This is a genomic window from Pseudomonas sp. LAP_36, assembly GCF_019456785.1.
Lineage (GTDB): Bacteria > Pseudomonadota > Gammaproteobacteria > Pseudomonadales > Pseudomonadaceae > Aquipseudomonas > Aquipseudomonas tritici.
On sequence record NZ_JAHZMS010000001.1, the window covers coordinates 1 to 11,956 of the forward strand.

The following is an 11,956-nucleotide window of genomic DNA, read 5'->3' on the forward strand; positions in this document are numbered from 1 at the left end:
GATGCATCGCCGATGGTAGTGTGGGGTTTCCCCATGTGAGAGTAGGTCATCGTCAAGATTAAATTCCGAAACCCCTGTTTGCTAACGCAAACAGGGGTTTTGTTTTGGGCGATTGGAAAGCACACGGGGTGTTCGCGTAGGTCCATAACGACAATGCGCTGGCTGCAAACAGCACTCATCTCCGTAGATAAGCCCACCCGAACTCGCCAAACAAATATGCACAGTTATTTCTGAACCAGACCACTAGAATAGGCACCTAACCTTTTTTAGAGTCCGAGCCCTACTTATGCCCGAGCCGGTTGATGCCCTTGAGGTATCGGATTTACCACTGGACGACCTGGCGGCATGCCATGAGTGCGACTTGCTGATGCGCAAGCCGGTGCTGGCCGTCGGTGAAAAAGCCCAATGCCCACGGTGCGGTTATGAGCTTTATGCTCATCGCCACAACGTCGTTGAGCGAAGCCTCGCCCTGGTGCTGGCCGCGCTGCTGCTGTATATCCCTGCGAACTTTTTGCCGATCATGCAGCTCAATCTACTCGGGCAGTCCTCGGAAGACACTGTATGGAGTGGCGTTGTCGGTCTGTTCAATACCGGTATGCAGGGGGTCGCCGCCGTTGTGTTTCTTTGCAGCATGGCCATTCCGCTGCTCAAATTACTCTGCCAATTGGCTGTGTTGCTCAGCATCCGCTGGAATATCGGCCGCAGTTATGGGCTGCTGTTGTACCGCATCTACCATCACATGAAAGATTGGGGAATGTTGGAGGTCTACTTGATGGGCGTGCTGGTGGCGATTGTAAAACTCGCCGACATGGCCTCCATCACGGTCGGCCTTGGTTTGGTCTGCTTTATCAGCCTATTAATGGTTCAGGTGCTGCTTGAGGTGGTGATGTCGCCCCACCAGATCTGGCAAGCGTTGTCAGGAGAGGATGATCATGCGGGCGATTGATGCGGGCATTCTGATTTGTACTGAATGCCACGAACTGAATAAACAAGACGCTGACTCCGACGAGCAACTCTGTACCCGTTGCGGTGCGCTGATTCATGCCCGACGCCCGAACAGCCTCACACGCACCTGGGCGTTGCTGATCACGGCGGCAATCTTGTATATCCCCGCCAATCTGCTGCCCATCATGACCGTCAACTCGTTAGGGCAGGGCGAGCCCAGTACTATCATGGCAGGCGTGATCCAACTGATGCAGCACGGCATGTACCCCATCGCAGCAGTCGTGTTCATCGCCAGTATTCTGGTGCCCACATTCAAGTTGGTGGGCATTGGGCTGCTACTGTTCTCAGTGCAGCGCCACCAGCCGCTGTCCGCCCAGCAACGCATTGTGATGTACCGCTTTATCGAGTTCATTGGCCGCTGGTCCATGCTGGATATTTTCGTAATCGCCATTCTGGTGGCGGTCGTAAACTTTGGGCGACTTGCCAGTGTCGAGGCCAATCTCGGTGCTGCGGCGTTCGCCAGTGTGGTGATCTTGACGATGTTCGCCGCAGTAACCTTTGATCCCCGACTGATTTGGGATAACACGGAGTCGGACGACGACAATGAGTGATTTGCCTAAAGCTAAAACCCGCCCGGCCTCCAATTGGTCGGCTATCTGGGTGTTGCCTCTGATTGCCCTGATCATCGGCGGCTGGTTGGGATGGCGTGCCTACTCCCAGCAAGGTCTCGAAATTCAGGTGCGCTTTGAAAGCGGGGAAGGGATCCAGGCCAATAAGACAGAAGTGGTCTACAAAGGCATGCCCGTGGGCAAGGTCAAAACCCTGGCCCTTGACGACGAAGGCAACAATCGCGGGGTGATTGCCACCATCGAGATGAACAAGGACGTCGAGCAATACCTCAGGACCAACACCCGTTTCTGGCTGGTCAAGCCAAGCGTTACTTTGGCGGGTATCACTGGCCTCGAAACCCTGGTCTCGGGTAACTACATTGCTGCCAGCCCTGGCGACGGTGAGCCCACACGCAAATTCAAGGCACTCTCCGAAGAGCCGCCCTTGTCTGACGCCAAGCCCGGCCTGCACCTGACCATCAAGGCCGATCGCCTCGGTTCACTGGACCGTGGCAGCCCCGTGTTCTACAAGCAGATCCAGGTCGGCCAGGTTAAAAGCTACCTGCTCTCCGAGGACCAGAGCACCGTCGAGATCAAGGTCTACATCGAGCCGACCTACGCCAACCTGGTGCGCAAACACACGCGTTTCTGGAACGCCAGCGGCATCAGCATTGACGCCAATCTCTCCGGCGTGAAGGTGCGCAGCGAATCCCTCTCGAGCATTGTCGCTGGCGGTATCGCCTTCGCCACGCCAGAGAACCGCAAGGACAGTCCGCCGACCGATCCGAGCCTGCCGTTCCGCTTGTATGAGGATTTCGACGCCGCCGCAGCCGGTATCAAGGTCAAGGTCAAACTCTCTGACTTTGAGGGCCTGCAGGCCGGCCGCACGCCGGTGATGTACAAAGGCATCCAGGTCGGCAGTCTGAAGACCTTGAAGATCAACCCGGACCTGTCTAGCGCTAATGCCGAGCTGACACTCGACCCCCTGGCGGAAGACTACCTGGTCCAGGACACCCAGTTCTGGGTGGTCAAACCTTCCATTTCCCTTGCCGGTATCACCGGGCTTGAGGCATTGGTCAAAGGTAACTACATCGCCATTCGGCCCGGTGACAAAGGCACCCCGCCGCAGCGTGAATATGAGGCTCGCGCCAAGGCGCCGCCGTTGGACCTGCGCTCCCCCGGCCTGCACATGGTGCTGCTCACCGACACCCTGGGCTCGCTGGATGTCGGCAGCCCGATCCTTTACAAACAGGTCAAGGTCGGTTCGGTTCAGAGCTATCAGTTTTCGCGCAAGAAAAAACAGCTCGTGATCGGCGTTCATATCGAGAAGGAATACGAAAACCTGGTTAACGGTTCGACGCGCTTCTGGAATGCCAGCGGTGTGACCCTCACAGGCGGCCTTACAGGTGGCATCCAGGTAAAAAGTGAATCCTTGGCCAGCTTGATGGCCGGCGGTATCGCTTTCGAAACGCCGGAGCCGAACGTGCCGTTGAAAAAGCGCATCCCGCGTTTCCGCTTGTTCGCCGACCGCGAGGCCGCCAACCAGCACGGCACATTGGTGACCATCAAAGTTGACCGCGCCGACGGCATGCGGCCTGGCACACCGGTGCGTTTCAAGGGCCTGGATGTGGGCAAGATTGAAAGCGTCGACCTCAGCGCCGACATGCAGTCGGTGTTGCTCAGCGCGCGTATCACTCAGGTAGCGGACCGCATCGCACGGGTTGGCAGTCAGTTCTGGGTGGTCAAGCCCGAGTTGGGCCTGATGAAAACCTCTAACCTGGAAACTCTGGTCACCGGCCAATACATCGAAGTGCAACCGGCAGCCAGAAATGGCGGGCCACAAAAAAACTTCGTCGCCCTGGAACAGCCGCCTGAGGCTGCTCATAAGGAAGAGGGCCTGAGCCTGACACTCAGCGCCGCCCGCCGTGGTTCGCTGAAGGAAGGCGTTCCGGTCACCTATCGCGAAGTCACCGTGGGCAAAGTCACCGGCTATGAGCTGGGCCAGACCGCTGACCGTGTCCTCATCCATATCCTGATTGAGCCCAAGTACGCCGCCCTCGTGCGCAGCGGCAGTCGTTTCTGGAACACCAGCGGCTTCGGCTTCGACTTCGGGCTGTTCAAAGGTGCCTCCGTACGTACTGAATCCCTGGAGACCTTGGTCGCTGGCGGTATCGCCTTTGCCACGCCAGACGGCGAACGCATGGGCAACGCGGCGCGGCCACAGCAAACCTTCCCGCTGTTCGACAAGTTTGAGGATGAGTGGCTGATCTGGGCGCCTAAGATTCAACTCGGCAAGTAAACCGAGGTGCGTCCATCGCGGGCAAGCCCGGCTCCCACAGGGGATATGCATCGTCAGTAAGAATGCATACCAAATGTGGGAGCCGGGCTTGTCCGCGATGAGGCCCTTCCATTCGACACAAAAAAACCAGCCATAAAAAAGGCCGCGATCCATAAGATCGCGGCCTTGTGCGTTTCAGCTATTCAAGTCAGACCTCATCCAACTCCGGCTCATCCGCCTGCACGTTCACCGTCGCCTTCACTACATCGTGACGACGGATGTACTTCCAATCCGCCTCATCGATATAGATCCCGTTCGGCCCGCTACCGCCTTCCAGGTCGATCGCCACCTGGGCGGATACCTGCGGCTTCACACTGGCCAGAATAGGCACGAAGCCCAGCTGCAAGCTCGTCTCCAGCAAGGCGGCCTGGTTCTTCTCATCGATGTCTGCTGCCTCGTCGAGGTAGTACGGCAAACGCACACGCCCGGCTTGGTCGCGATCCATCAAGTGCAGCAACAAGTACATGTTGGTCAGCGCCTTGATGGTCATGGTGGTGCCGTTGGACGCCGCACCATCGATATCGGTATGAATCACCGGCTGACCGTTTACCTTGGTGATCTCGAACGCCAGTTCGAACAAATCCTTTAGGCCCAACTGGTTATGGTTGGCAGCTACCAGGCGCGCCAGGTACTCCTTGGCTTCTTCGTTCTTGTTGTCCTGCTCGGCGCTATGGCTTAGGTCGAACACCGACAGCGTCTCGCCTTCTTCATACTGACCGGCACTGTGGATGATCTGGTCGATATGCTTGAGCGCTTCCTTGTTCGGCGCCAGCACAATACGGAAGCTTTGCAGGTTGGACACCTGGCGCTTGTTGATCTCGCGGTTGAACAACGCCAACTGGTGCTCAAGGCTGTCGTAGTCGCTACGGATATTGCGCAGGGTCCGGGCGATATCGGTGACGGCTGCACGGCGCGCCTTGCCCAGGGTCAGGGCTTCATCGGTACGGTGTGCATAAGCGTTGATCAGCAGTTGCAGGCGACGCTCAACGTCGTCCTCGCTGTCGAACTTGGCCACGCCCTTGAGGCGCACCTGCGCATACAGCGCTTCGATCTGGCCATCGGCGCGCAACAAACCTTGCCAGCTGTCCTGATAGTCATTGAGCAGCGGCAGCAGGTTGTCCATGGAATCGTCGACCGGGTCCATGAACGGCGTGCCGAACGGCAAGTCCGCCGGCAGCAACTGACGACGGCGCAAGGCGTCATCCAGCGTGCGCTGCTTGGCTTCCATGTCGCCGATCTGACGGCCGACCAATTGCAGCTTGGCCGACAACTGCTGGACGCGCTCGGTAAACGCATCACTGGAACGCTTCAACTCATCCTGCGCCGCTTCCATCTGCGCGAGGTTTTCCAGTTTCTCGCCTTCTTCTGCGCTCAGGGTTTGTGCGCGACGGAAGTCTTCCAAGGCCTTCTGCGCGTCGAGTACCTGCTGGTACAGCGCTTCGGTCTGGGTCTTACTGGCGGCGCGGTCAGACGCCACAGCCTGCTGGGTTTTCAGCTGCTTGAGTTCTTTTTCCAGGCGCTCTTTCTGGTCGCGCAACGCCGCGCGATCCGCCAAAGCCTGCAATGCCGGTGGTTCAATGTGAGAGATGTCGATGGACAGCCCTGGCACTTCAAAACGCTCGCCCTTGAAACCATCGAGGATCTGCTCCAGGGATTTGACCCACAGGCCTTCCTCGTCCAGCGTGATGCCATGCGCGCCCAACGGAAGGCTGAACAACGAACTGTTGAACAGGCGCATCAGACGCTCGACATCCGGCTGTGAGAATTCTTCGCGCAGCTTGGCGTAGCTGTTGTTGTCCGCGTGATCCAGCTGCTGCTTTACCGACTTCAAGCGTTTTTCCAGGTCCCGTAGACGCTCGTCCAGGTCCTCGGCACTGAACTGTCGGGATTGCGCCAAGGCACCCGCCAACTCATCGTGAGCATCCTTGGCCGCCAGCAGTTGCTGCTCCAGCACCTTGACGTCATCGACCAGCGCAAAGCGATGCTTGAGCACCGACAGCTCGCCCAGCCAACGCTGAATACCGCTGATCTCACGTTCCAGTCGCATCAACTCCTGGGTGCCACCGCGCTGGTCGTTCTGCAGGGCATCCTGCTCGTTACGGTAATGCTCGGCCTGGATCGTCAGCTCTTCCTTGCGTGCACTGGCGTAGTCGGACCAAGTGCCCAGCAACGAATCCAGCAATGGCGACAGGCGATGCAATTTGCCGCGCAAAATATCGCGTTGTTTCACGCCATTCGCCAGGGCTTCCACCAACGGCCCGGCAGCAACCAACGCGTTGTAGTCCTGCTCCATGCGTCGTACGTCGCGGAAGGCTTCTTCGCACGCCGCGATGTAATCAACACTGCCGGAACGCAGGCTGTGTTCGAAGGCATCCAGGAACAATTGCTTGAGCTTGGCCGCGGTGATTTCGCGCATGTGCAGCAGGTTGATAAACAGCGCGCGGAACGTCTTGAGGCTCTGTTCGCTGGTAGAGCGCAGCGGAATCAACGTCAGGTCCAGCGGGATCGATGTATGGCCACCCACCAGCAAACGGCGCAGCTCATCCGGCTTCAGCTCGTAGGCTTTGAGGCCCTCGCGCTCAAGGTTGGTGAACAGCTCTTTCTGACGCAGGCAGGTGTCATTCTTCTGATAGTGGGCCAGGTCCAGCTTGCCGGCATAGGCAAAGAACTGGTGCCCGAAACCGCCACCCGGGCCGCGCCCGACCACGCCGATTACATGCGGGCCGTGGGGCAGGGAGACTTCCACGAGGATGTAGCTGGTGTCGGTAGCGAAGTAGAAGCGCCGCGATTGTTCCAGGGTGTACTTGCCGAAACTCATGTCCGACATGCGCGCCAGGATCGGGAACTGCAAGGCGTTGATCGACGCGGATTTACCCAGGTTGTTTGCGCCGTAAACCGACAGCGGTTCTTCCAGCGGGAACAAACCCAGGCTGTAACCGGCGGTGTTCAATAGGGCGAAGCGGCGGATGCCGTAGCGTTCCTTACTCATGCGTCGGTCTCCTGTTCTTCGGCAATGGCGCGGGCCAGGGCGTCTTCTTCGCTTTCATCCGCGAAGTCGCTCAAGTCGAGAGGGTCATCGGTTTTCAGCAATTTCTCATCGCTGTCTTCGTCGATGATCACCGGCGCCGGCAGTGGCAACACGCTGTGCACGCTGGCAGCGAGGTCGCGGTCCTGCTGCACCGACAGGCACACATCGAGGAAACGGTGCATCGGCGGCAGGAAGCGGTAAATGCCGTTGTCTTCGCTGGCAAAACCCAGCTGGGTCATGCGGCGCATGATTTTTTCTTCGAGCTCTTCCTGGGTCTGCACTTCGGCCTGGATAAACAGGTCGCGGTACTTCTCCAGCAACGACGGCAGTTCATCGCGGCCCAGGCTGCCGCCATCCAGCACTGCAATCGGGTCACGACCCTGGTCGGCCAAGTGCTCGACGATGATGAACGTGAACAACGCCAGGCGCTGCGCGGTCTTGTTTACCTGCGCGGCAGCCACGGCGGTGTCCGGCACGAAGTAGTAGAAGCCCCGCGTATCGCACACCAGCTCAAAGCCCAGGGCCTTGAACAGCGTGCGGTACTGGTCCTGGAAGTTCGACAGTTGCGCGTACAGCTCCGGATCGCGGCGGCTGACGTGGTAACCCTTGAACAGCTCGCGAAAGATCGGCGCCAGTTGGGACAGTTCGGATAGATCAAGATGCATAAGGTGTGCTCGCGGAATTCTCGGCCGCGTCAGGCGTGGCCGGGAGCAGGGCGAATGAGCGCAGGCTGACCTGGTGCTCGTGTGTGTGGTAATCGCGGCGTTCCAGGCGCTCGCGCTTGAAGCGTTTTTCACGCGAGAGGCGCGAGAACCAGTACAGCAACTCGTCGGTCGCGCCGTCCGGTTCCTGCTCCAGCAGCCAAGTCATCAAGTCCGGCATCGGCAGCGCGTCTTCGCAGCGCTCGAGCATTTCCTTGACCGTACGCGGTGCGCGCTGGGCTTCGCCCTTGTGGGATTTGTGCGCCTTGGGGAACCGCGCCGGTTTCGGCTCGAAATTCGCCAGGGCATACACATAAGCTTCCACCTGGCTGGCACTGCCGAGGAAGGTGCTTTGCGGCCGGGTAAACATCGGCATCGCTGCTTGCGGTACCGCGTCCAGGCCTTTGCGGCGGATCGCCGACAGCGCCAGCGCCGCGCCACGGGTCACGGCGTTGTGCCGGCGCGCTTCTTCGCGCAGAGGCAACAGCAGTTCCCGCGCATGACGCAAAGTCAGTTGGGCGCTAGTCTGCATTTCGAGGATGCGCGCGTGGGTGCGCAGCAGCATGTCGTCGTCCACCAGGTGGCCGAGGCGCTGTTGCTCAGTGAGCATGCGCAGCAGCACATTCTCCACCTTGCGCACGCCTTGCTCGAAGGCGCCGTCGGCGTTCACCAGTTGGATCATCGGTTCGACGTATTCGTCCCAGGTCGCCAGGACTTCGGCGTAGCGCTGGCGCAACGGGATCTGGCGGTCGCTGGTCTTGGCGCGGTCGGCCACGGCGGCGAGGGCCTGTTCGTCGTTGGCGAGTTTTTTCAACACGTCGCGCACGCGCATGTCGAGCAGGCGCAGCTGGCGGGCCAGGTCGTGGCCATCACGAATGTCGAAGGCGTCCTGGATATACCCGGCCAGGCGTTCGAGGTGGCGCAGGTAGGCTTCGATTTCCAGGCACAGGCCAAGCCGGTGCTCCTTGCGAAGATAAGCCAGGAAGTCGTGGATCTGCGCGTTGAGCTCGAAACGGTTCGGGCTCTTGGCGACAGGCACCAGGATATCCAGGCGAATCCACACGTCCAGCAGGCTGGTGATGTCCTGGGGCGTGCTGTCCAGTTGTTGGGCGGCCAGTTGCGCACGCAGTTCGCTAAGGCTCAGGGTGCCTTGGTCGAAGTGTTCGCACAGTGGCTCAAGTAAGGCCCAGTGTTCGGCGAGGGCGCGCAGGACGCGCTTGGGTTCGATCATGGGAATGGCCGGCTGGTTGGCGATTAAAAGTCGCGATTGTACTGCATCGGACGCGGGATTTATCCACAGCCGGTCAGTGTGCAGTGGGCGATTGTTACCGAACAGCGGTAGAATCGCCGCTCTTTAGTTATCCACAAGTGGCCGAGCTGTGCTTATCGAGTCCCGACGTCGCGCTTACTTGACCGCCATGCAGGTGGTCAACTGGCTGCCCCGCACCGAACTGCCGTTTGCCGCACCGTCGCGGCCTGAGCTGTTGCAGGCGCTTGAGCCCTATGAGGCGTTCGAGTCTTCGGGCGAGGAGGCGGCCGCGCCGGTTGCGGTGGTCAAGCCTGTGCCCGAGGCGCGCCCCGTGGTCGAGCGGGCGAAGATCGAAGTGCCGCGCCCATCGCCGGTAGTCAAAGCCGTGGTCGTCGAAGAGGCCGCGCCGGTGGCCAAGGCTCCGGTGGTGCCGCCACCGCGCTTCGCCCTGCAATTGCTGCGGGCCGGGCGTTGCCTGCTGCTGGTCGAGTTACCGACCGGCGAGCGTTTCCAGACCCGCGACCCGGCCTACATGCTGCTCAAGGACATGCTGCGCGCCGCCGGCCTGCCCGATAGCCCACAGATTGTCGGCGACCCGGTGCGCTGGCCGTTGCTGGTGCGCGGCACCATGGACCAGGGCCCGGAAGCGGCGCGGGATTTTGTGCAAGGCTTTGTGTCGGCGCGCCTGGAAGACGAACCCTGTGTATGCCTGTGGCTGATCGGCCTGCCCGCCGTGCGGTTTGCCGGCGAAGCCAACGCCGAGGCCTGGTACCGCGAACTGCAAGTCGAAGGCCTGGGTTCGGTGTGGGCCCTGCCGGGCCTGGAATTATTAATGGAAGAGCCACAGCGTAAGGCTGATGTCTGGCAAGCCATGCGCCGGCTGATGGCGCGCTGGAAAACAACCGATGAGTGAGGCTTTATCCTTCCGCCCGATGACCGAGGCCGACCTCGACGCCGTGCTGAAAATTGAATACGCGGCTTTCAGCCACCCCTGGACCCGCGGGATTTTTCTCGACGGGCTGGGCAAGTATCAGATCTGGTTGATGTTTGAAGGTGAGCAGCAGGTGGGGCACGGTGTGGTGCAGATCATCCTTGATGAAGCGCATTTGCTGAATATCACCGTCAAGCCGGAGAACCAGGGCCGTGGCCTGGGTTTGGCGCTGTTGGAGCACTTGATGTCCCGTGCCTATGCCGCCAATGCGCGTGAGTGCTTCCTGGAAGTGCGGGATAGCAATACCGGCGCATTTCGCTTGTATGAGCGCTACGGCTTCAACGAGATCGGACGGCGTCGGGATTACTACCCTGCTGTGGGGGGGCGCGAGGATGCGGTCGTCATGGCCTGCACCTTGGTGGATTAACCAAAAATCCAAATGTGGGAGCGGGCTTGCTCGCTCCCACATTTGAACCGCGTTTTTTCAGCGGTTACCGTCTACAGGATCAATATCAGCCAGTTCGGCCTCATCCAACCCATTCCCGCCGCCAATCTCATCCTCGTCCACGATGCTCAAGTCGAAATCCGCCGGATTATCGTCACCTTCCTCTCGAGCATCCCGCGCACCATCCTCGCGGATCAATGTTTCCGGGCTCATGTCGTCATCCGTTGACTCATGATCGTCGGTGGACGCTCCGGTCATCCCTGCTTCACGTACCCGTTCGTCAGGTATCAGGTGCTCGCGCTCGCGAGGCGGGATTTCATCGCCAATCTCAGCCGTTTGATCGGGCTCGTCAAAATCCAGCTCGCGCATAGAACCCATGCGATCTTCGTTATCATCAATCGGTTCGGGCTGTGTAGCGCCGTAGGGACGTCGTGATTCAGTCATGGCCAATCCTCATACTGTGGGGCTTATAGTGTGTGGACAGGCCGTGCGCCCCAAAGATTCAAGCTAATTTGCGCTAGGCGTGACCCGCAAGCGAGGTTGTCAGTCACAAAACTGCGCAACATTCCTGAGGCTTTCCCTGATGAACGAACTACAAGACCTGCTTGATAACAATGAGCGCTGGGCGGACGCGATCAAACAGGAAGATCCCGAATTCTTCGCCAAGCTCGCCCGTCAGCAAACCCCGGAATACCTGTGGATCGGCTGCTCCGATGCACGCGTACCGGCCAACGAGATCGTCGGCATGCTGCCCGGTGATCTGTTTGTGCACCGCAACGTGGCCAATGTGGTGCTGCACACCGACCTCAATTGCCTGTCGGTGATCCAGTACGCCGTGGACGTGCTCAAGGTCAAACACATCCTCGTCACCGGCCACTATGGCTGCGGCGGCGTGCGCGCCTCGATGCAGGACCGGCAGTTCGGCCTGATCGACGGCTGGCTGCGCACCATTCGCGACCTCTACTACGAAAACCGTGAGGTGTTGGCCGAGTTGCCGACCGAAGAAGAACGTGTGGACCGTATGTGCGAGCTGAATGTGATCCAGCAAGTGGCCAACGTTGGTCACACCAGCATTGTGCAAAACGCTTGGCACCGTGGGCAGAGTCTGTCGATCCATGGTTGCATCTACGGCATCAAGGATGGTCGCTGGAAGAGTTTGAACACGACCATCAGTGGCTTTGAGCAACTGCCGCCGCAATATCGTCTGCGTCCGTTGGGTGAAGTCTAGTCTCGGCATGATCGATGGTCAGCAGCTCACCGGCACGGATTTCACGCAAGGACCAGACCTCAAGGTAGTGCTTGTCGACACATACGTTCGGATCGCTGGAGGGTGAAAACAGCCCGCTGAACCAGCAGTCGTACAGGTGGACGCGCGGCGACAATTGCACGGTACAGGGGCGTTGCTCGCCCACCGCGTAGCCGGAGATCTTGGCGATGCACACGCGGCTATTGAAGTCGACAAGCGCCTTGATCCCTGCGCTCAGGCCATTAGCCACCTGCACCACCTCGAACTGCGCGGTAGAAGGGTAGCCCTTCTCAAGGTGTGACTTGAAGGGGTAAAGGCATTCGCTCTCGACGGTTTTAGCCTTATCCATGGTCAGAGTTTTCATCACTCTCCTCGGGTAGGCTGCATCGACCTGCAGGTGGTGTCTGACTACCAGTCTTGCAGCGGATGGACGCGGTTCAAGACTCGCTGAACAGGGCGCCGATT

At 59.5% G+C, this 11,956-nt stretch carries 11 protein-coding genes; 6 read left to right on the forward strand and 5 right to left on the reverse strand.

Annotation, left to right across the window (positions count from 1 at the left end; genetic code table 11):
* Window positions 1-286 precede the first annotated feature (286 nt).
* The 3 genes from JBO08_RS00005 to JBO08_RS00015 are packed head-to-tail and all read left to right on the forward strand — an operon-like array spanning window position 287 to window position 3,852.
* Entirely contained in the window at window positions 287-946 is a 660-nt protein-coding gene (locus JBO08_RS00005; protein WP_065875237.1) for a paraquat-inducible protein A, read from the forward strand.
* Window positions 933-1,556: a paraquat-inducible protein A gene (locus JBO08_RS00010; protein WP_049710163.1), complete on the forward strand. Its 624-nt coding sequence runs from the start codon at window positions 933-935 to the stop codon at window positions 1,554-1,556. Before JBO08_RS00005 ends, JBO08_RS00010 begins: the two co-directional genes overlap by 14 nt.
* A complete protein-coding gene (locus JBO08_RS00015; RefSeq protein WP_220074626.1) occupies window positions 1,549-3,852 on the forward strand; it encodes a PqiB family protein in 2,304 nt (767 codons plus the stop codon). The genes JBO08_RS00010 and JBO08_RS00015 overlap by 8 nt, the downstream gene beginning before the upstream one ends.
* A gap of 187 nt (window positions 3,853-4,039) precedes the next feature.
* Here JBO08_RS00015 and mksF read toward each other — a convergent pair whose 3' ends face one another.
* From mksF to mksB, 3 genes are read right to left on the reverse strand one after another with little or no spacing between them, the layout of a single operon-like run.
* Window positions 4,040-6,880 (reverse strand): Mks condensin complex protein MksF, encoded by a 2,841-nt coding sequence (gene mksF / locus JBO08_RS00020; RefSeq protein ID WP_065875235.1) that lies wholly within the window; start codon window positions 6,878-6,880, stop codon window positions 4,040-4,042.
* Window positions 6,877-7,584 carry an Mks condensin complex protein MksE gene (mksE, locus tag JBO08_RS00025; RefSeq protein ID WP_016974932.1) on the reverse strand — a complete coding sequence of 236 codons (708 nt, stop codon included), beginning with the start codon at window positions 7,582-7,584 and terminating at the stop codon, window positions 6,877-6,879. Before mksE ends, mksF begins: the two co-directional genes overlap by 4 nt.
* Window positions 7,574-8,851, reverse strand: a complete 1,278-nt coding sequence (mksB, locus tag JBO08_RS00030) for an Mks condensin complex protein MksB (protein ID WP_049710159.1) — start codon at window positions 8,849-8,851, stop codon at window positions 7,574-7,576. The genes mksE and mksB overlap by 11 nt, the downstream gene beginning before the upstream one ends.
* Window positions 8,852-9,038: 187 nt before the next feature.
* On the opposite strand from mksB, the gene JBO08_RS00035 reads away from it, so the two are divergent.
* Together JBO08_RS00035 and rimI are read left to right on the forward strand one after the other, a co-directional pair.
* Entirely contained in the window at window positions 9,039-9,782 is a 744-nt protein-coding gene (locus JBO08_RS00035) for an energy transducer TonB (protein WP_065875234.1), read from the forward strand.
* Window positions 9,775-10,227 (forward strand): ribosomal protein S18-alanine N-acetyltransferase, encoded by a 453-nt coding sequence (rimI, locus tag JBO08_RS00040; RefSeq protein ID WP_003188286.1) that lies wholly within the window; start codon window positions 9,775-9,777, stop codon window positions 10,225-10,227. Before JBO08_RS00035 ends, rimI begins: the two co-directional genes overlap by 8 nt.
* A 57-nt stretch (window positions 10,228-10,284) precedes the next feature.
* Here rimI and JBO08_RS00045 read toward each other — a convergent pair whose 3' ends face one another.
* The gene (locus tag JBO08_RS00045; protein ID WP_065879681.1) at window positions 10,285-10,689 is read right to left on the reverse strand and encodes a serine kinase/phosphatase; all 405 of its coding nucleotides are present in this window, start codon (window positions 10,687-10,689) and stop codon (window positions 10,285-10,287) included.
* Window positions 10,690-10,828: 139 nt separating this feature from the next.
* On the opposite strand from JBO08_RS00045, the gene can reads away from it, so the two are divergent.
* Window positions 10,829-11,473 carry a carbonate dehydratase gene (gene can / locus JBO08_RS00050; protein ID WP_065879680.1) on the forward strand — a complete coding sequence of 215 codons (645 nt, stop codon included), beginning with the start codon at window positions 10,829-10,831 and terminating at the stop codon, window positions 11,471-11,473.
* Here can and JBO08_RS00055 read toward each other — a convergent pair.
* On the reverse strand, window positions 11,415-11,855 hold the full coding sequence (locus JBO08_RS00055; protein WP_065875231.1) for a hypothetical protein: 441 nt from the start codon (window positions 11,853-11,855) through the stop codon (window positions 11,415-11,417). The two genes, can and JBO08_RS00055, sit on opposite strands and share 59 nt — an antisense overlap.
* Between the last annotated feature and the right edge of the window lie 101 nt (window positions 11,856-11,956).